Below are 19887 nucleotides of genomic sequence, written 5' to 3' on the forward strand. Positions count from 1 at the left end.
CCCTACTGTCCGAAGCCGAAGCCGGCGCTGCCGTCGACCTTGGCGCGCAGCCGCTTGCCCTTCTCGGTGGCCTGCTCGTTCAGGTCGTCCTGGAACTGCCGCATCCGCCCGAGGAGTTCGTCGTCGTGGGCGGCGAGCATCCGGACGGCCAGCAGCCCGGCGTTGCGGGCGCCGGCGACCGAGACGGTGGCGACCGGAACGCCCGCGGGCATCTGCACGATGGACAGCAGGCTGTCCATGCCGTCGAGGTACTTCAGCGGCACCGGAACGCCGATCACGGGCAGCGGGGTCACCGAGGCGAGCATGCCGGGCAGGTGGGCGGCGCCGCCCGCACCGGCGATGACGGCCTTGAGGCCGCGCTCGGCGGCCCGCTCGCCGTACGCGATCATCTCGCGCGGCATCCGGTGGGCCGAGACGACGTCGACCTCGTAGGGCACCTCGAACTCGTCGAGCGCCTGGGCCGCGGCCTCCATGACCGGCCAGTCGGAGTCGGAGCCCATCACGATGCCGACGAGGGGAGCGGAGGGTCCGGTGCCGGTACCGGAGTCGTGGCCGGGGGACGGGGCGGTCATTCCTGAGCTCTCCTCTTCGGCCACGGAACTATTCAACGACGGTCCCGCGCAGGTAGTCCGCGGCGTGCCGGCCGCGCTCGCGTACCTCGGCGAGGTCGTCGCCGTAGGTGTTGACATGGCCGACCTTACGGCCCGGCTTCACGTCCTTGCCATACATATGGATCTTCAACTGCGGGTCCCGGGCCATGCAGTGCAGATAGGCCGGATACATGTCGGGGAAGTCGCCGCCGAGGACATTGGTCATCACGGTCCAGGTGGCGCGCGGGCGGGGGTCGCCGAGCGGCAGGTCGAGCACGGCCCGCACATGGTTGGCGAACTGGGAGGTGATGGCGCCGTCCTGGGTCCAGTGGCCGGAGTTGTGCGGGCGCATGGCGAGCTCGTTGACGAGGATCCCGGGCGTTCCGTCCGCGCCGCGGGTCTCGAACAGCTCCACCGCGAGATGGCCGACCACGCCGAGCTCCTCGGCCACGGTGAGGGCCAGCTGCTGCGCCCGGGCGGAGAGTTCCTCGGACAGCCCCGGGGCGGGGGCGATCACGGTGTCGCAGACGCCGTCGACCTGGACGGACTCCACGACGGGGTAGGCGACCGCCTGGCCGTGCGGGGACCGGACGACGTTGGCCGCGAGCTCCCGGACGAAGCCGACCTTCTCCTCGGCCAGCACCGGCACGCCCGCGCGGAACGGCTCGGCCGCCTCCTCCTGGCCGCGGACGATCCACACCCCCTTGCCGTCGTACCCGCCGCGGACGGTCTTGAGGACGACCGGGTACCCGTCGCCCTCCTCGACGGCGAACCGCTCGACGTCCTCGGAGCCGGAGACGATCCGGTGCCGTGGGCACGGCGCACCGATCTCCCGGAGCCTGGCCCGCATCACGCCCTTGTCCTGGGCGTGCACCAGGGCGTCCGGACCGGGGCGCACCGGGATGCCATCGGCTTCCAGGGCACGGAGGTGCTCGGTCGGCACATGCTCGTGATCGAAGGTGATCACGTCGCAGCCTTGTGCGAAAGCACGAAGGGTGTCGAGGTCGCGATAGTCGCCGATGACGACCTCGCTGACGACCTGTGCCGCAGAGTCCTGCGGGGTGTCGCTGAGGAGCTTGAATTTCAGGCCGAGGGGGATGCCCGCCTCGTGGGTCATTCGGGCGAGCTGACCGCCACCGACCATGCCGACTACCGGGAATGTCACCCGACCAGAGTATCCGGACCCCGGAGCGGCGCACCTTTCGCCATTGGAGGATCCTCCAATTCGACGGTACTGCTCCGGCTGCGTTCCGTTTCCGCCCCGGACGGCCGCCTTCGGCACCGTCCGGGCGGCGGGCCGCCCGGCCCCTGGTTAGCATGAGGAAGCCGGACAAAGACGATCAACGCCAACCACGGAGCCACACGATCCCTATGAGTGAACGGCCCACACTGCGTTCGCGGCTGCGGCAGCTGGCCCGCGAACTCGCCAAATTCGGGACGGTCGGCGCCGTCGGCTTCCTGGTCAACTTCGTCGTCTTCAACCTGTGCATCCACGCCTTCGGCCTGGCCGTGGTGCGCTCCGGTGTCATCGCCACGGTCGTCGCGATCGGCACCAACTACATCGGCAACCGCTACTGGACCTACCGGAGCTCCGACAAGTCCCACCGCAGCCGGGAGCTCTCGCTGTTCCTGCTGTTCAGCGGCATCGGCCTGATCATCGAGAACGGCATCCTGGCCCTCTCGCACTACGGCTTCGGCTTCACCTCGACCGTGGCCGACAACGTCGCGAAGAACGTGATCGGGCTCGGGATCGGGACGGCGTTCCGCTTCTGGTCCTACCGGACCTGGGTCTTCCGCGGGCTTCCGGCGCGGGAGGCGGTGGAGACCGCTGAATCGTTCCTCGAGGAGGACGCGCTGCTCGGCGAGGCCCGCTACCAGTCCGGCCGGATCAAGTAGCCCCGGCGGCCCCCGGCCCGGTGCAGGGTCTCGGCGCAGGGGCTCGGTGCACGGGCTCGGCGCCGCTCAGGCCGCCGTTTCCCGGCGCCCGCCCCACGGCCGCGGGAGCCCGCCCGGCCGGCCGGCCCGCCTCGACGACAGGGCCTAGTGGCCCGCCTCACGGCTCAGGAAGAGCGCGAAGACCGGCGGGTGCTGCTGCACCAGCTCCAGGCGGCCGCCGTCCGCCTCGGCCAGGTCCCGGGCGACCGCCAGCCCCAGACCGGTGGAGTTCCGGCCGCTGACGGTGCGCTCGAAGACCCGGGCCCCGAGGTCGGGCGGCACGCCCGGGCCCGCGTCCGTGACCTCCACCACCACCTGGTTGCCCGTGACCCGGGTGCGGATGGCCACCGGTCCCGCGCCGTGCATCAGTGAGTTCTCGATCAGCGTGGCGAGGACCTGGGCCACCGCACCCGGGGTCCCGACCGCCCGCAGCCCCTTCGTGCCCGAGCAGACGATGGCCCGCCCCGCGCTCCGGTAGGCCGGGCGCCACTCCTCGATCTGCTGCTTGACCACCTCGTCGAGGTCGAAGGCGACCGCGGAGCCGGTCCGCGGGTCGCGCGAGTTGGTGAGCAGCCGCTGCACGACGTCGGTGAGCCGCTCGACCTGCCCCAGCGCGATCGTCGCCTCCTCCTTCACGGTGTCCGGGTCGTCCGTCGCGGAGATCTCCTCCAGCCGCATGGAGAGCGCCGTCAGGGGCGTGCGCAGCTGGTGGGAGGCGTCCGCGGCCAGCCGGCGCTCCGCGGTCAGCATGCGTCCGATCCGGTCGGCGCTGGCGTCCAGGACGTCCGCGACCCGGTCCAGCTCCGGCACCCCGTAGCGGCGGTGGCGGGGGCGCGGGTCGCCGGAGCCCAGCCGCTCGGCGGTCTCCGCGAGGTCGGTGAGCGGGGCGGTCAGCCGGTGCGCCTGCCGTACGGCGAGCAGGACGGCGGCGACGACGGCGAGCAGGGCCACCGCGAGGATGATCAGCAGGGTCCGGCCGATCTCCTCACTGACGGCGGCGGCGGGCGCCTGGACGGTGACCGTCTCCCCCCGCTCGCCGGTCTCACGGGATTCGATGACCCCGCCGCCGGGCGGCTTGCCGACCTCGATGAGCTGCCGGCCGGGCATCTCGATCCGGGCGTAGCGCCCGGGGCCGACCTGGTCGCGCAGCACCTCGGTGCTGACCCGTTCCCCGCCGAGGAGCCGGCTGTCGACGATGCTGACCAGGCGTACCGCCTCGGACTCGACGCTCTCCCGGGCGCTGTTCTCGATGGTTCGGGTTTCCACGATGACGAGGGAGACGCCGAAGACGGCGATCACCACGAGCACCACGGCGAGCGTGGAGTTGATCAGACGGCGGCGCACAGTGCCCTCCGGGCCGGTTTCGCGAATCGGGTCCGCTCTGGAGCGGAGCGCGGCGGATGTCTCCGCCGCCCGGTATCCGATGATGTCGCATCACCGGCCTCCCGTTCCGCGGACGCGGAGAGCTCCGCGTCCGGGACGCGCCGTGAGCGGCGCGCCCGTCAGCGGCGTCAGCTCTTCTCGAACCGGAAGCCGACGCCCCGGACGGTGGCGATGTAGCGGGGGTTCGCCGCGTCGTCGCCGAGCTTCTTGCGCAGCCAGGAGATGTGCATGTCGAGGGTCTTGGTGGAGGACCACCAGGTGGTGTCCCAGACCTCGCGCATCAGCTGGTCGCGGGTCACCACCCGGCCCGCGTCCCGCACCAGCACCCGGAGCAGGTCGAACTCCTTGGCGGTCAGCTGGAGCTCCTCCTCGCCCATCCAGGCGCGGTGCGACTCCACGTCGATCCGCACGCCGTGCGTGGCGGGCGCCTGCTGCTGGGTCTCGACGGCCCCCCGGCGCAGCAGGGCCCGTACCCGCGCCAGGAGTTCGGCCAGCCGGAAGGGCTTGGTCACGTAGTCGTCGGCGCCGGCGTCGAGACCGACGACGGTGTCCACCTCGTCGGCGCGGGCGGTGAGCACGAGGACGGGGAAGACGTGGCCCTCGGTGCGGAGGCGCCGGCAGACCTCGAGGCCGTCCATGCCCGGCAGGCCCAGATCGAGCACGAGGAGGTCCACACCCCCCTGGAGGCCGGCTTCGAGTGCGGTGGGACCGTCCTCCCGCACCTCGACCTCGTAGCCCTCGCGCCGCAGTGCGCGGGCGAGCGGCTCCGAGATGGATGCGTCATCCTCGGCGAGCAGTACTCGGGTCATGGACCGATGGTAGTCCGCGCAGGTGGTGGGGCGGGGCCGCTCGGACGGAGCCCCCGGAGGACTCGTTGGACGGGCTGTCAGTTACCGTCGGATACGCGTCAACAGTTCCCACAGCGGCTGTGATCCATATCTCAAGTCCTTTCATATAGCACGCTACTGTGACGTAAGGTGGCGATGCGCCCATAGCACCTCAGGGACCTTTGGCTCGTAGGACACGCCGAGGGTCCCTTTGCGGTGCAGGGCCGGTACCACCGGCATGGGACAAGGTGAAGGACCTCTGGGCCGGTCCGCGCGCCGCACGGTGCACGGATGCGGTCCTGTGTGCTTGCTTGCTCCGGTGCCGTCCTCCCCCCATTCCGGGCGCCCACCCCGCGGCGGCGCGTCCCGAGCGAGCAAGGATCCCACCATGGCATCCAGCCAGACGAAGGGCGCTTCCCCGCAGGAGACCCCTGCCGGCGGCAAGACCTTCTTCGGCCACCCACGCGGTCTGGCCACCCTGTTCATGACGGAGATGTGGGAGCGGTTCAGCTTCTACGGCATGCGGGCGCTGCTCGTCGTGTATCTGATCTCCGGCGGCCCCGACGCCGACAAGGACGCCCAGGGCGGCGGGCTGGGCATGCCCGAGGCCGACGCGGTGGCCATCTACTCCGTCTACATGGCGATGGTCTACCTGCTGGCCATGCCCGGCGGCTGGTTCGGCGACCGGGTCTGGGGCCCGCGGAAGACCGTCGCCATCGCGGCGAGCGTCATCATGGCGGGTCACCTGACGCTGGCCGCGCCCGGCGAGGCGATGTTCTTCCTCGGCCTGGCGCTCGTCGCGCTCGGCTCGGGCCTGATGAAGGCCAACATCTCCACGATGGTCGGCCAGCTCTACAAGGGCCCGCAGGACCCGCGCCGCGACGGTGGCTTCACCGTCTTCTACATGGGCATCAACCTCGGTGCCTTCTTCGCGCCGCTGGTGATCGGCACGGTCGGCCAGCAGTACAACTGGCACCTCGGCTTCGGGCTCGCCGCCGTCGGCATGGGTCTGGGTCTGGTCCAGTTCCTCATCGGCTCGCGGCACCTCGACGCACAGAGCAGCGTCGTCCCCACCCCGCTCTCCGCCGAGGAGCGGAACTCCGCTCTGATCAAGAGTCTGCTCTGGCTCGTCGTCGCCGCCGTGTTCTACGGCATCGTCACCTTCACGGGGAACTTCACCCTCAACTGGGCGCTGGTCCCGATCACCCTGCTCGGCCTGATCATCCCGGCCGCGGTGCTGGTGCGCATCAAGCGCGACAAGGAGCTCACCGCCGTCGAGCAGACGAAGGTGAGCGGCTACATCTGGTTCTTCGTGGTCGCCGCCATCTTCTGGATGATCTACGACCAGGGCGGCTCCACGATGGCCGCCTTCGCGGAGACCAAGACCGCCGGCGAGGTGTTCGGGATCGACTTCCCGTCGTCCTGGTTCCAGTCGCTGAACCCGCTGTTCATCATGGCGCTGGCCCCGGTCTTCGCCTGGCTGTGGCTGTGGCTGGCGCGCAGCGACCGGGAGCCCAGCACCACGGTGAAGTTCGCCCTCTCGCTGCTGATGATCGGCGGCTCGTTCTTCGTCTTCGTCGTGCCGATGCTGATGGCCGCGGACGGGGCGAAGGCCAGCCCGATGTGGCTCGTCTCGATCTACCTGATCCAGACCGCCGGTGAGCTCTGCCTCTCCCCGGTCGGCCTCTCCGTGACGACCAAGATGGCTCCGGAGAAGTACGCCAGCCAGATGATGGGCGTGTGGTTCCTGGCCGTCACCGCCGGCGACTGCATCACCGGACTGCTCTCCATCGGCGGTGTCGACCTGAGCGGCTCCGCCGTGGTGGCGACCGAGGCCACCATGGCGGTCCTGGCCGGTGCCGCGGTCTACGCCTACCGGAAGAAGATCATTCAGCTGATGGGCGACGTCCACTGACCGTCCCCACGACGCTGCCGTACGGACCGGGCCGCGGTCCGGCCCGTACGGTGCGCAGGGCCCCGCACGCGGCTGCGTGCGGGGCCCTGCGGCGTTCCCGGGCGCCATCGTGGTCACGGGCCCGGGCCCGTCGACGGATGGCGGCCCGTCCGGCGGGCCGGAGGGCCGCCGGGTGCGTCAGCGGAGGCCGCGCAGCCTCCGCCAGGGAGTGAAGGTGAAGACGGCGCCGCCGATCAGCGTGACGGTGCCCGCCACCAGGGCCAGCGCCCGCAGGCCGCCGTGGTCGCCCGCACCGGTCTCGGCGAGCCCGCCCCCGGCCGCGGCCGAGCCGCCCGCCGCACCGGAACCGCCGCCCGTGGCACCGCCGGTGCCGCCGCTCCCGCCGCCGGCGACCCCGCCCTGCTGGGCCGTGGTGTCCAGTTCGAGGGAGACCCCCGGGTCCTTCTCCGGGGTGCAGGTGGTGGTCGTGCCCAGGGCCTTGACGGTCAGCACGCCCGGGGTGAGCGTGGCCTTCCCGCTCGCACCGGGCTTGTAGGTGCCCTTCAGGTCGGGGATCTCGATGGGCTCACCGGACTTGATGGGGTCCTTGTTGGTGGCGCCCTCCACGGTGACCGAGCCCTTGTCCGCGCCGCCGACCGTGACGGCCATGGACGGCTTGACGGAGTCGGCGGGGATGTCGGCCGGGCTGTCCATCACGGACTTGCCGAACTGGACGGTGAGACCGAACGCGCCGCCGTCCTTCCGGGCGTTGATCCGGACCGGGGAGGTCGCCTTCTTGTCACCGATCGGCGTCTTGCAGGCGTAGTCGACCGAGACCTCCTTGCCCGGGTGGTCGGTGCCGTCGGGGTCGCCCCCGCCGCCGGTCGTCCCGCCGGCCGTCGTACCGCCGGAGGCCGAACTTCCGCCGGACGCACCGCCGCTCGACGTCCCACCGGCCGTCGTACCGCCGCTGGACGTCCCGCCCGCCGTGGTGCCGCCCGTGCTGCCGCCGGAGGTCCCGCCGCTCGACGTGCCGCCCGAAGTGCCGCCGCCGTCCGTGACCTTGATGGTCGCCCCGGGCTTGACGGTTTCCTTGGGGGAGCACTTGGTGTCCGTGGAGATCGGCTTGTTGACGTTGATGTTGTAGAAGCCGGGCGACACGGTCACCTCACCGGCCGCGGTCAGCTTCAGCTTTCCCTTCATCTCGGACAGCACCATGGGGCTGTTCTTGGGGATCGGCGGGTTCTGGCGCGGTCCTGCGACGGCCAGTTCACCGGTCTGCGCGCCGGCCACCGTCATCTTCCCGGTCGGTTGGACGGTGTCCTTCGACAGATCGAGGATGCCGGGATTCCTGGAAGCGGCCTCCACCGTCTTCCACACCACTTCGACCTCGTCGCCGACCTTGGCCGTCGCCGGTGCCCGGACCTCCACCTTCGTGGTGCCCTGCACCGGATCCATTCCGGAGATCGGGGGCGGAACGCACTCCGTCGCGTAACTCACGTCGGCTGCCTGCGCCGGGCTCGCGGCGATCACGATCCCCGCGCCGCCGAGCATCAGCGCGACACCGGCCGCGCTCATCCTCCGTTGCGTGGTCACGTGTTTCCTTTCGTCGTGGGGTCATCGGACGGTGCGGAGACAGGGGTTGGTGAGCCGGGCAGTGTGTCCGGGCTGAACCAGGGCAGGTCACCGGCGCCGCCGTCCCCTGCCCGGACCCGGCCGGACTCCTCGCCGGTGCCGGGCTCTCCGGAGCGCGGTCTCCCGGTGCGCGGCTTCCCGGTGTACGGCTGCCCGGTGCCGGGCGGCTGCCCGGCGTACGGCCTCCCGCCGCGCCGGGGCGGGGCCGGGTCCCGGAGCCGCCGGGTGCGGTGGCGTCCGGTGCGGGACGGGGCGCGGGGCCGCACCCGGTCGACGACCGCCATCCCGATCCGGAAGACCGCGGCGGGCACGACGACGCAGAGCAGCAGCCAGAAGAGGGTGACGCCCCACGGCCGGCCCACGCCCCACGGCTGTTCGGTGAGGACGGTGTCGCCGTACTTCAGCGACACCAGGTAGTCGCCGTGCGCACCCGCGGACAGTTCCACCGGCAGGGCGATCCGGGCCCGGCGCCCGGCCGGTACGGTCCCCCGCCACTGCTGTTCCTCCCACGCGGGGGCGAACACCCCGTGCGACGTCCCCACCCGGAAGACCGGGTTCCGTACGGCCGCGGAGCCCACGTTGCCGACGGTCAGCACGAGCCGGCGCTGCGGGGGCGCGCCGAACCAGGTCAGCAGCCCGCTCGACCCGTCCAGCCGCGCGTCGAGCACGGTGAGCCGGCCGGTGCCGCCCTCCCGGGGCAGCGGCCTCACCGGGTGTCCGGCGACGGCGAACGCGGCGTCCGCGGACGCCGCTGCGCCCTCCACGGTCGCCGCGTGGACCACGCACGGGCAGGGCTTGGGCGGTTCGCTCACCGGCAGTTCCCTGCGGAAGGTGCCGTCGGAGCGGGTGGTGACGGCGCGGCCGTCGGCGTTGGCGCAGGCGTTGGTCCCGCCGATCATGTTCTGACCGCAGATGAGCAGGGTGAGCAGCGCCTTCGGCCGCCATCCCGTACCGCGAACGGTGATGCTGCCCCCGGCACCGGCCTTCTTCTTCGACACGGTGACGGCGGGGGCCGGCTTCTTCGGGGAGCGGGCGTCCGGGGCTGCGGCGGGCCGCAGCGCGGGCCCGACGGCGGCTGCCGCCGCGGCGGCGGAAGCGGGGACGGTGACGGAGGCTGGGCCGTCGGCGGAGGCGGGGACGTCGACGGCGCTGCTCGTCCGCACCGGGAGCAGCGCGCACAGGAACACGGCGGCGAGGAGGGCCACCGCCTGGACGGGCCACCGCGCGGCGGCGTACCGGCGCGCGGGCCACAGGGCGGTGCGTAAGACTCTGCGCAGGTCAGCGCGGCGAGGAGCGCCACCCGGTGGCTCCGGGGCGGGCGCCCGGGAACCCGCCCTGACCGCTGCACGGATCCGGAGCACCTCGGAGGAGCGCGACACCGCCCGGGCCCGCCGCCCGCGCGGCACCGGCCGGGAACCGTAGCCGATCACCGCTCCACCCCCGCACGCTCCCGCGTCGGGCCGTCCGTATCCCGGCCTCGCGGCCGGCCCCCTCGGCCGCTCCCCCCAGGACGGCTCCCCTCAGAGCGGCTCTCGTCGGGGCGGCTCTCGTCGGACCCCGCCTCCTCGGGGCCGCTCCCCCCGGCACCGCGCCGCCGTCCGGAGGCCCGGGCCCACCACGCTCCCGCGGCCGCCACCGGGCCGAGCAGCAGCGCGGCCGCGTACCGGGGGACCCCGGAGTACGAGGCGGTGGCCGCGGCGTGCGCGCCGCCCGCGGCGGTGGCGACGAGCCGTACGTCGACCGCGTCGAGCCGGGGTGCCCCGGGCCACCGCTCGGTGAGCCGGACCCGCCGCCCCGGCTCCAGCGTCAGCCGGAGCGGGCGGGCGTCCCGGTGCAGCACCTCGCCGAACAGCCCCTCGGCCCGCACGGCGAGGCGCGGCCGGAGGACGGTGTTCCCCCGGTTGACCAGCGCGTAGCGGATCTCGGCGGCGGCCCCGGTCCGTACGACGGACACGTCCTCGACCGCCAGGGCGGGCAGCGTCGGCCCGGTGACCCGCAGATGGATCCGGACGTCCGCCGCGCGGCTGCCGCCGGTGACGGTGATCGCCCCGGACCGCTCGCCGGGGACGGCGTCCGGGGCGACGCCGACCGTGAACGGGATGTCGGCGCGGGTCCGCGCCGGGATCCGCACCGCCGCCGCGGCGAAGGAGACCCGGACGCCCGCGCCGGTCTCCGAGCCGGTCTCCGGGCCGGTGCGACCGCGCAGCCGGACCGTGCGGGCCCGGTCGGCACGGTTGGTGACCGAGAGCCGGTCCTGGAGCACCGCACCGGGCCGGCCCTCCAGGTAGACGTACGGCCGCCGGTCCGCCCGGGATCCGCCCGCGCCGCCGGACGCGGGGGCGACCGACCAGTCCGGTCCGCCCGCCGGCCGTTCCGGGCCGCCGGGCCCGGCGGCAGCCGCGGGGCGCGGGCCCAGCGGCCCGCACAGCACGGTCAGAGCGGCCGCGGACAGGGTGGCGGCGCACAGGACGGCGCTGCGCGGGCGGGGCGGCATCGGCGGCTCCAGAGGTTCGCTCGCGGGTGGACGGGCGGGGCCCCGGGCCGCCGCGGGCGGGGCACATCCGCCCGCGGCGGCCGCCCCGGGCGGGCGGCTGGGTCTGTCGTTGCGGATCAGGCAGAGGGCTGAGGCTGTCGTGCGGACCGGGCGGGCTGGACTGTCGTGCGGCAGGATCAGGCGGAGGGCTGAGGCTGTTGTGCGGACCTGGCGGGCGGGCTGGGCTGTCGTGCGGCGGGTGCGGGTCCGGTGCGGGGACGCCCCCGGGCTGGCCGGGGGCGTCCCACGGCGCAGGCGGAAGTCATGACGGAGCCATGGCGACCGACGGCGCCGCGACGAGGCGTGATGCGGGCCCGCGATCCCGGCCCGGTCCGGACGACAGCTCCCTAACGGGCCGGCCGCTGGTTCCGCCGGGTCAGCCAGAGCGCTCCGGCCACCCCGCTGAGCAGCACGGTCCCGCCCAGCGTGCCCAGCGCGACCGCCGAGTCGGCCGGTCCGGTCTGCGGCAGCGCGTCGCCGCCCGACGGACCCGCGGGCGCGCCCCCGGAGCCCGTCGTACCGGAGCCGGTGCCCCCGCCGGAGCCCGAACCGGAGCCGGTACCGGAACCCGAGCCGGTGCCCCCGCCCGTGCCCTGCACATCGAGCGTCAGCGACGGCCCGGGGTTGTTCTTGGGCGTGCAGGTGGTGGTGGTGCCCAGCGCCTTGATGGTGAGGGTGGAGGCGGTGAAGGTGACCTTGCCGCTCGCCTTCGGCCGGTACGTACCCGACAGGTCGGTGATCTTGATGGGGGTGTTGGCGGGGATCGCCTCGGGGTTCGGCGGCCCCGAGACGGGCAGCGTGCCGCTCTCCGCGCCGCCCAGCTTGATCAGCGCACTCGGGTTCATCGCCCCCTTGCCCAGCTCCACGGGGCTGGAGGAGACACCCTTCCGGAAGGACATGGTGAGCTTGTACGAGCCGCCGCTCTGCACGCTCTTGATGTCGATCGGCGACACCGCGCTCTTGTCCCCGATCGGCGTCTTGCACTGGTAGTTGACGTCCACGACATCGGCATGGGCGGCCGGAGCCGCCCAGAGCGCGGCGGACCCGGCCACTGCCGCGGCCACCGCGAGAGCGCCCCCGCGGCAGGCCGGCCGGCGTTTCGTGTGGGACACCTCGGGCTCCCCTCTCGGCGCGTGCCGCCCGGCGGAGTTTGCTGACGGCACATCAGATCGGGCGCCGACAGTACGCCGGGCCCGTCAAGGAGGGAAGACAAAGAACACGCCGGATCGGCGTGTTCGGGGAAGGAACGGTGAAGCCGGCGGCGCTAGGCCGGTGCGGCCAGCTCCGCCCAGACGGTCTTGCCGGTGCCGCCCTCGGGGTTGCGCACGACCCCCCAGTCCAGGCACAGCCGCTGGACGATGAACATGCCGTGGCCGCCGGGCCGGCCGGCCCGGTGCGGGGTACGCGGCGCCGGGGAGCCCGTCCCCAGGTCGACGACCTCGAGGCGGAGCACCTTCCCGACGCAGCCGACCCGCAGCTCCTCGGGGCCCTCGGCGTGCAGACAGGCGTTCGTGACCAGCTCGGAGACGACGAGCAGGACGTCCTCGGCCGCGGCGCGCTGGTCGCCGGTGGACGCGGGCAGCCAGCCCCAGTCGTAGAGCGCCTGCCGCGTGAAGTCCCGGGCACTCGGGACGATGCCGCTGGCTCCGTTGAGTCGCAGCCTCCGCACCTGTCCGGCCGCGGGAACGGCTGGGGAAGCACCGTCCGACTCCGGGCCACGGTCGCCCGGCGAGTACGGCCGAGTGGTGCTCATCAGTGCTTCACCTCACCGATTCGCCGATAGGCAGGTAACGAGTACCTGACGGATTCATCAGATTCAGCTGTCTCCTGCCCGACCGATCGGTGAGAACACCCACTTCTTCGGTACGAAACGTGTGACGCATGTAACGGCGCACATCACGCCCCTGAGCGGAGGGGTGGAACGATCAGTCGGTCGGTGAGTCGGCGAGTGCCTCGTCCAGGGTGTCGTGCACGGTGAAGACCGCTTCCGCACCCGTGATCTCGAACACTCTCGCCACCACCGGGAGCATGCCGGCCAGGTGGACACCGCCGCCTGCCGCCTCCGCCTTCAGTCTGGCACCGAGCAGCACATTGAGGCCGGTGGAATCACAGAACTCCAGCCGTGAGCAGTCGACGACCAGGCGCGAACGCCCCTGGTCCACGCACTCCTCCAGCGGCTCCCGCAGCAGCTCGGCAGTGTGGTGGTCGAGCTCACCCGCAGGCGTCACGACAGCGCTGGACCCGTGGTGCCGAACCTCGACCTGGAGTCGGCCCCGACTGGTACTGCCGACCATCCCGCGGTCCATGCGCACCCCTTCTGGTTGCTTGCGACGGCGCACTGAGAACCCTACGCCTTCGATACGCCGTCTGGTAGCCGAACATCCCCTCGAAACGGTCATACCGCCACATTCTGGCCTTGCTTTGTTCGGGTCCGAACGGGTAGGGCTAGTAGAGACACGTTCAACCACGGCCGGCTCGGAGGCGCCGCACACCGCAGTAGGAGATATCGGCATCGGCAGCCATACGCCGAGAATGATGGAGGAGACCATGTCACCCCGGCTCGACGCACCGCGCACCGTTGACAGCGCCCATGAAAGCGCACGGACCGCGACGTCGACAACCGCCCCCTCCCCCCGGCGGGTGGACCCCCTGACCGAGCAGATCGACACCGAGCAGGTCGAATACGAGCTCCAGGGCCACAGCGAGGACGTCCTCGCCGAGCTTCCCGAGATCCCGCCTTATGACGAGGTGGGCGCAGTGGACGCACGGGCCCTGTCCAAGACGCTCTTCGCCCGCCTCGAATCGCTCGAGGAGGGGACGCCCGAGTACGCGTACGTCCGCAACACCCTGGTCGAGCTCAACCTCGCCCTGGTGAAGTTCGCGGCCTCCCGGTTCCGCTCCCGCAGCGAGCCGATGGAGGACATCGTCCAGGTCGGCACCATCGGGCTGATCAAGGCGATCGACCGCTTCGAGCTCAGCCGCGGCGTCGAGTTCCCCACCTTCGCGATGCCGACGATCATCGGTGAGATCAAGCGGTTCTTCCGGGACACCAGCTGGTCCGTGCGCGTACCGCGGCGGCTCCAGGAGCTGCGCCTCGACCTGGCCAAGGCCGGGGACGAACTGGCGCAGAAGCTGGACCGGGCGCCCACGGCGGGCGAGCTCGCCGAACGTCTCGGGATCACCAAGGACGAGGTCGCCGAGGGCATGGCCGCGAGCAACGCGTACACCGCGAGCTCGCTGGACGCCCAGCCCGAGGAGGACGACACCGAGGGCGCGCTGGCGGACCGGCTCGGCTACCAGGACCACGGCCTCGAAGGCATCGAGTACGTCGAGTCGTTGAAGCCGCTGATCGCCGAACTGCCGCAGCGGGACCGCAAGATCCTGTCGATGCGCTTCGTCAGCAACATGACGCAGTCCGAGATCGGCGAGGAGCTGGGCATCTCGCAGATGCACGTGTCCCGGCTGCTGTCGCGGACGTTGGGTCGGCTGCGCAAGGGCCTGATGATCGAGGAGTGACCCACGCCGGGACGCTCCCGGAGCCGGATCCCGCAGGGTTCCGGCGCTGCCGCCGTCCTGCGACGCGCGGGTGAGCACGGGGCGCCGTCGGGTGCCGTGGACGGCCGTACGCCGTCCGTGGCCCGGCGGCGCTTTTCGCTGTCCCGCTCCCCGGCCGGGGGCGGCAGGCTGTCCGGGCACGGCAAGCCGTCCGGTGACGGGCATCTGCCCGGGGGCAGGGCGCCGTCCGACGGCGGGAGGCTCCCCGGGCGTGGGGAGCCGTCCGATGGCGGGAGGCCTCAGAAGCACCGTCAAGCTGCCGTCCTGTTGTTCGGCCGTCGTGTCGTTCGGTTGGTACCGGGCGGCGCAACCCCGGCGCGCGCCGCCGCTGTTTCCCTGACGTTCGCCTGCCCGGGGGACGCGCCGTCATGCCTGCCGGTCGCACCGGACCGGCTCACGGTTCAGCTCTCCGCCTCGGGAGGGCGGCGGCGGGGAGCGACGCCGTACACGAGCGCGACGGCCAGCACCACGACGGCGGCCACCAGCAGTACCCCCGGGGCGTGCCGGCCCTCGTGCAGCAGCCAGGCGCCCACGAGGCCCCCGGTGAACATCGCGGCCACCGACGCCGTGCGGCGGAGCGCGGGATGGACGGCTTCGCCGGCTCCGGGCGTCCGCCCCACCGGCGGGCCGTTGAGCAGCGCGGTGAGCGCCCGGGTCTCCACCGTGGTCGGCAGGTCCGGGACGCCCGCCCGGAGCGTGGTGACGTTGCGCAGCCCCATGGCCAGGGCCATCAGCGTGATCAGGGCGTAGCGGTGGGTCGTGAGGGGTTCGCCGGAGCGGTCGCTCCCCCAGGCCACGAGGGCGGCGCCGCCGAGGAGGACGGCCTCGGCCAGCAGGCCGCCGAGGAACCAGCGCCGGCGTACCGCGTACGCCTTCGCCTCCAGCCGGGCGCCGAGGACGGCGCCGACCGCGAACGCGCCGAGGGAGAGCCCCGACGCCGCGGCGGAGAGGCCGCCCTCGCCGGCCAGGGCGAAGCCGAGGAACAGCAGGTTCCCGGTCTGCATCGCCGTGAAGACCTGGCCCAGCCCGAGGAAGCTGACGGCTTCGATCATCCCCGTGGTCACCGTGAGCGCCACCATGGCCACCACCAGGGGCGTTCCGCGTGTCGCCTGCAAGGACGCGGCTCCTTCCCCGGTCCTGGGCGAGGGGCCCGGGCGAGCGGGACGCCCGGCCGCCGCATGCCCGCCTCCGCCCGGACACCGTATGCCGGTGCCGGCGGGGGCCGGGGCGACACGCCTGGCCCGCCGCGGGGGAGGCCACGTCCGGGCGTCGAGGAGCGGTGACGGGCGGGTGCGTTGACGGGAGGGCGCGATGTCGGGGGACGGTGTCCGGCGCCGTCTCCGGGCCGGGGGCGGACTGTTTCCGGGCGAGGCCGGCTGATGCCCGGCCGCGCCCGGCGCCGGGGCTCCGGGGGCGGGCTCGGCGGGGTTCGGTCAGACGAGCTCGCCGCGGTGCCAGACGGCCGAGACGAGCGGCACGCCGGGCCGGTACGCGAGGTGGACGTGCGAGGGCGCGTCGAGGAGGACCAGGTCGGCGCGGGCGCCGGGGCTGATCCGGCCGACGTCGGTGCGGCGCAGCGCCGCCGCTCCGCCCGCGGTCGCCGACCACACCGCCTCGTCGGGCGTCATGCCCATGTCCCGGACGGCGAGGGCGATGCAGAAGGCCATGGAGCTGGTGAACGAGGAGCCGGGGTTGCAGTCCGGGGAGAGCGCGACCGTGGCCCCCGCGTCGAGCAGCCGGCGCGCATCGGGGTACGTCGCACGGGTGGAGAACTCGGCGCCCGGCAGCAGCGTCGCCACCGTCCCGCTCTGGCCCAGGGCGTCGACGTCGGCGTCGGTGAGGTGGGTGCAGTGGTCGGCCGAGGCGGCGCCGAGTTCGACGGCGAGCTGGACTCCGGGGCCGTAGGACAGCTGGTTGGCGTGGACCCGGGGGATCAGGCCACGGGCGGCACCGGCGGTGAGGATCGCGCGGGCCTGGTCGCCGTCGAAGGCGCCCTGCTCGCAGAAGACGTCGATCCACCGCGCGTACGGGGCGCAGGCGTCGAGCATCGGGCCGGTGACGAGGCCGACGTACGCGGCGGGGTCGTCGGCGAACTCGGGGGCCACGATGTGCGCGCCGAGGAACGTCACCTCGTCGGTGTGGGCGGCGGCGATGCTCAGCGACCGGGCCTCGTCCTCGGTGGTGAGGCCGTAACCGGACTTGATCTCGAGGGTGGTGGTGCCCTGGCCGAGGGCCTCCCGCACGTAGCGGGCGGCGTTGGCGTCGAGGACGTTGTTCGAGGCGGCGCGGGTGGCGGCGACGGTGGTGCGGATACCGCCCGCGGTGTAGCCGCGGCCCGACATGCGGGCGTTGAACTCCTCGGTGCGGTCGCCCGCGAAGACCACGTGGGAGTGGGAGTCGACGAACCCGGGGAGGGCCGCGCGGCCGCCGGCGTCGACCCGGTTGTCAGTGGCGGGTGCTGAACTGGACGCACCGACCCAGGCGATGCGGTCGTCGTCGATGACGACCGCCGCGTCCTGGATCAGACCGAGGGGGCCCGAGCCGAGGGAGGGGTCGTTGGTGACGAGGCCGGCGATGTGGGTGATGGCGGTGGTGGCCATATGCGCGCTGTGCTCCTTCAGCCGCGGGTGGTTCGGGTGCGGGGCGATCGGACGGGGGCCGGGCAGGCGCGGGGCTGCCGGGGGCTCGGTGGTCGGGGGCTCGGTGGTCGGGGACAGGGCGGTCGGGGGTGGTGTGGTCGGGCGCTCGGCGCTCGGGCGCTCTGTGGGCGTGGTCGGGTCCGGAGTCCTCCGGTCCGGCGTGGTCGGGTCCGGCGTCGTCCGGTCCGGAGTCGTCCGGTCCGGAGTCGTCCGGTCCGGCGGGCGGGCCGGGGCCGGCGGGCGGGCCGGGGCCGGCGGTCCCGGCCGGTCCGGGGCCGCCGGGGACGCCGGGTGCCGGTCCGTCAGGTGCGCAGGGCCGCGATCGCGTCGGCGAGTGCCACCGGGACCTCCGGGACGAGCTGGTGGGTTCCGTCGCGGACGATGTGCCGGCCCGCCACCACCGTGTGCCGGACGTCGGCGTTCGTCGCGGCGAATACCGCCGTCTCGGCACCGAGCCGGGGCACCGGTCCGGCGGTGCGGGCGGAGTCCAGGGCGATCGTCGTGAGGTCGGCGAGCCCGCCCTCCTCGATGCGTCCCGCCTCCGCCCAGCCGAGCGAGGCATGGCCCTGTTCGGTGGCGGCCCGCAGCAGTTGGGACGCCGTCCAGTGGCCCCGGGCGCGGGTGCGCAGCCGCTCGTCCAGCTCCATCGCCCGTGCCTCCTCCAGCAGGTCGATGACGGCATGGCTGTCGCTGCCGAGGCTGAGCCGGCTGCCGGCGTCCTGGAGCCGCTTGGCCGGTCCGATGCCGTCGGCCAGGTCGCGCTCGGTGGTGGGGCACATGCACACGCCGGTGGACGAGCCGCCGAGCAGGGCGATGTCCTCCGCCGAGAGGTGAGTGGCGTGGACGGCGGTGGTGCGGGGGCCGAGGACCCCGTGGTCGGCGAGGAGCCGGGTGGGGCTGATGCCGTGGACGGACCGGCAGCTGTCGTTCTCCGCGGTCTGTTCGGAGAGGTGGACGTGGAGCGGCGCCTCGCGGTCCTGGGCCCACCGGGCGACGGTGCCGAGTTCGGCCGCCGGGACGGCCCGTACGGAGTGGATCGCGGCGCCGATCCGGGCGTGGCCGCCGTGGTCGGCGCCGGCGAGGGCCGAGACCCGCTCCGCCCAGGCCTCGGCGCTGCCGTCGCTGAACCGGAGCTGGTGCCGGTTGGGGGCGACGCCCCGGCCGCGCTTGCCGATGTCGGAGGAGAGATAGCAGGTGTCGAGGAGCGTGATGCGGATCCCGGCCTCGGCCGCGGCGCGGATCAGCGCCTCCCCCATGGCGTTCGCGTTGTCGTACCGCGCGCCGCCGGGGGCGTGGTGCACATAGTGGAACTCGCCGACCGCGGTGACGCCGGCGAGCGCCATCTCGGCGTAGACGGCGCGGGCGAGGTCGAAGTAGCTGTCGGGGGTGAGCCCGGCGGCGAACTGGTACATGATCTCGCGCCAGGTCCAGAAGGTGCCGGAGCCGACCTGGACGGTGCCGCGCAGCGCCCGGTGGAAGGCGTGCGAGTGGACGTTGGCCAGCCCGGGGACGGTCAGGCCGCGCAGCGCGACCGATCCCGGGGGCGGGGCCGGCACGCCGGCGCGCACGGCGGTGATCCGCCCGTCGGTGGCCGTGTCGATGATCACTGACGGCTCCACCACGCCGTTCAGCCAGGCGTGTTCCGCCCAGTAGGTCTGCGCCGTCAGCGACACGCGAGGCCCTCCAGTACGTCGGCGAGTGCGCTCACCCCGGCGAGGCAGTCGTCCTCGGCGGCCGTCTCGGCGGGTGAGTGCGAGACGCCCGTGGGGTTCCGTACGAACAGCATGGCGGTGGGCACCGAGGCGGACAAAATACCCGCGTCGTGTCCCGCGCCGGTGGGCAGCACCGGGACGGGGGTGCCGTCCCGGCCCAGCAGGGCCGCGAGCTTGTCCCGGAGGCCGTGCTCGAACTCGACCACGGGGGTGAAGGATTCACGGGTGACGTCGACCGCGACGCCGTCCCGGGCGCCGCGCCCGGTGGCGGTGCGCTCGATCTCGCCGACGACCGCGTCGAGCGTCTGCTCGTCCGGCGCCCGGGAGTCGAGCCAGCCGCGGACGAGGGAGGCGATGGCGTTGACGCCGTTGGGTTCCACGGCGACCTTGCCGAACGTGGCGAGCGCACCGGTCCGCACCGCCGCCGCACGGGCCGCGAGGACCGTCTCGGCATAGGTGAGCATCGGGTCGCGGCGGTCCTCGATCCGGGTCGTCCCCGCGTGGTTGGCCTCGCCCCGGAAGTCGAAGCGCCAGCGGCCGTGCGGCCAGATCGCGGACGCCACCCCCACCGGCGAACCCTCCGGGGCACCGTCCGACGGCAGGGCGAGCGCCCGGCCCTGTTCGACGTGGAGCTCGACGAAGGCGCCGATGCGGGCGAGCCGTTCGGGGTCGGGCCCGATGCCCGCCGGGTCGTATCCGGCGCGCTCCATGGCCTGCGGGAGGCTGACACCGTCGGCATCCCGCAGCTCATGGGCCCGCTCGGGGGTGAGCTGTCCGGCGGCGAGCCGGGAGCCGACGCAGGCGAGCCCGAAGCGGGCGCCCTCCTCGTCCCCGAAGTTGGTGATCGCCAGCGGCCGGTCGGGGCGCGCGCCGCGGGCGCGCAGCTCGTCGAGGGCCGCGAAGGAGGAGACCACGCCGAGCGGGCCGTCGAACGCACCGCCGTCCGGCACGGAGTCCAGGTGGGAGCCGGTGACCACGGCGTTCCCGGCCGCCGGGTCGCCCAGCCAGGCCCACTGGTTGCCGTTCCGGTCCAGCTCGTAGGCGAGTCCCCGGGACTCGGCCTGGGCCCGGAACCAGGCCCGGCAGTCGGCGTCGGCCCCGGTCCAGGCGTAGCGGCGGTAGCCGCCGGTGGCGGAGCTGCGGCCGATGGGCAGCAGCTCCGCCCACATCTCGTGGAAGGAGGA

At 73.4% G+C, this 19887-nt stretch carries 17 protein-coding genes; 3 read left to right on the forward strand and 14 right to left on the reverse strand.

Features of this window, described 5'->3' with window-relative positions:
* Positions 1-2: 2 nt before the first annotated feature.
* Both purE and ACFYYR_RS28185 read right to left on the reverse strand, forming a co-directional pair.
* A complete protein-coding gene (gene purE / locus ACFYYR_RS28180) occupies positions 3-572 on the reverse strand; it encodes a 5-(carboxyamino)imidazole ribonucleotide mutase (protein ID WP_388859458.1) in 570 nt (189 codons plus the stop codon).
* 28 nt (positions 573-600) lie between these two features.
* Positions 601-1755 (reverse strand): 5-(carboxyamino)imidazole ribonucleotide synthase, encoded by a 1155-nt coding sequence (locus ACFYYR_RS28185; RefSeq protein ID WP_388859461.1) that lies wholly within the window; start codon positions 1753-1755, stop codon positions 601-603.
* Positions 1756-1961: 206 nt separating this feature from the next.
* Here ACFYYR_RS28185 and ACFYYR_RS28190 point away from each other — a divergent pair, with 206 nt between their 5' ends.
* Positions 1962-2486: a GtrA family protein gene (locus ACFYYR_RS28190; protein WP_388859464.1), complete on the forward strand. Its 525-nt coding sequence runs from the start codon at positions 1962-1964 to the stop codon at positions 2484-2486.
* 144 nt (positions 2487-2630) lie between these two features.
* Here ACFYYR_RS28190 and ACFYYR_RS28195 read toward each other — a convergent pair whose 3' ends face one another.
* A complete protein-coding gene (locus tag ACFYYR_RS28195; protein WP_388859467.1) occupies positions 2631-3869 on the reverse strand; it encodes an ATP-binding protein in 1239 nt (412 codons plus the stop codon).
* 167 nt (positions 3870-4036) lie between these two features.
* Positions 4037-4717, reverse strand: a complete 681-nt coding sequence (locus ACFYYR_RS28200; RefSeq protein ID WP_351513349.1) for a response regulator transcription factor — start codon at positions 4715-4717, stop codon at positions 4037-4039.
* 406 nt (positions 4718-5123) lie between these two features.
* On the opposite strand from ACFYYR_RS28200, the gene ACFYYR_RS28205 reads away from it, so the two are divergent.
* Entirely contained in the window at positions 5124-6650 is a 1527-nt protein-coding gene (locus ACFYYR_RS28205) for a peptide MFS transporter (RefSeq protein WP_388859471.1), read from the forward strand.
* 177 nt (positions 6651-6827) lie between these two features.
* On the opposite strand, the gene ACFYYR_RS28210 is transcribed toward ACFYYR_RS28205, so the two are convergent.
* The 6 genes from ACFYYR_RS28210 to ACFYYR_RS28235 all read right to left on the reverse strand — a co-directional run bounded on the left by ACFYYR_RS28210 (position 6828) and on the right by ACFYYR_RS28235 (position 13103).
* Positions 6828-8207 (reverse strand): hypothetical protein, encoded by a 1380-nt coding sequence (locus ACFYYR_RS28210; protein WP_388859843.1) that lies wholly within the window; start codon positions 8205-8207, stop codon positions 6828-6830.
* A gap of 14 nt (positions 8208-8221) precedes the next feature.
* Positions 8222-9469, reverse strand: a complete 1248-nt coding sequence (locus ACFYYR_RS28215) for a hypothetical protein (RefSeq protein ID WP_388859474.1) — start codon at positions 9467-9469, stop codon at positions 8222-8224.
* Positions 9470-9690: 221 nt separating this feature from the next.
* A complete protein-coding gene (locus ACFYYR_RS28220) occupies positions 9691-10758 on the reverse strand; it encodes a hypothetical protein (RefSeq protein ID WP_388859477.1) in 1068 nt (355 codons plus the stop codon).
* Positions 10759-11144: 386 nt separating this feature from the next.
* Positions 11145-11909, reverse strand: a complete 765-nt coding sequence (locus ACFYYR_RS28225; RefSeq protein WP_388859480.1) for a peptidase — start codon at positions 11907-11909, stop codon at positions 11145-11147.
* 152 nt (positions 11910-12061) lie between these two features.
* Positions 12062-12550 (reverse strand): ATP-binding protein, encoded by a 489-nt coding sequence (locus ACFYYR_RS28230; protein ID WP_388859483.1) that lies wholly within the window; start codon positions 12548-12550, stop codon positions 12062-12064.
* 172 nt (positions 12551-12722) lie between these two features.
* Entirely contained in the window at positions 12723-13103 is a 381-nt protein-coding gene (locus ACFYYR_RS28235) for an STAS domain-containing protein (protein ID WP_388859486.1), read from the reverse strand.
* A gap of 229 nt (positions 13104-13332) precedes the next feature.
* Between ACFYYR_RS28235 and ACFYYR_RS28240 the strand changes: the two genes are divergently transcribed.
* Positions 13333-14313, forward strand: coding sequence for an RNA polymerase sigma factor SigF (locus ACFYYR_RS28240; RefSeq protein WP_388859846.1), 981 nt, complete (start codon positions 13333-13335; stop codon positions 14311-14313).
* Between the two features lie 440 nt (positions 14314-14753).
* Here ACFYYR_RS28240 and ACFYYR_RS28245 read toward each other — a convergent pair whose 3' ends face one another.
* From ACFYYR_RS28245 to ACFYYR_RS28260, 4 genes are all read right to left on the reverse strand, one after another.
* A complete protein-coding gene (locus tag ACFYYR_RS28245) occupies positions 14754-15467 on the reverse strand; it encodes a YoaK family protein (RefSeq protein WP_388859489.1) in 714 nt (237 codons plus the stop codon).
* A 318-nt stretch (positions 15468-15785) separates the two neighbouring features.
* Complete coding sequence (gene hutI / locus ACFYYR_RS28250) at positions 15786-16952, reverse strand: imidazolonepropionase (RefSeq protein WP_388859492.1); 1167 nt, start codon at positions 16950-16952, stop codon at positions 15786-15788.
* A 341-nt stretch (positions 16953-17293) separates the two neighbouring features.
* On the reverse strand, positions 17294-18664 hold the full coding sequence (locus ACFYYR_RS28255; RefSeq protein ID WP_388859495.1) for a formimidoylglutamate deiminase: 1371 nt from the start codon (positions 18662-18664) through the stop codon (positions 17294-17296).
* Positions 18655-19872 carry an allantoate amidohydrolase gene (locus tag ACFYYR_RS28260; protein ID WP_388859850.1) on the reverse strand — a complete coding sequence of 406 codons (1218 nt, stop codon included), beginning with the start codon at positions 19870-19872 and terminating at the stop codon, positions 18655-18657. Before ACFYYR_RS28260 ends, ACFYYR_RS28255 begins: the two co-directional genes overlap by 10 nt.
* Positions 19873-19887 lie beyond the last annotated feature (15 nt).

Origin of the sequence: Streptomyces sp. NPDC001922 (assembly GCF_042891165.1) — a bacterium.
Taxonomy (GTDB): domain Bacteria; phylum Actinomycetota; class Actinomycetes; order Streptomycetales; family Streptomycetaceae; genus Streptomyces.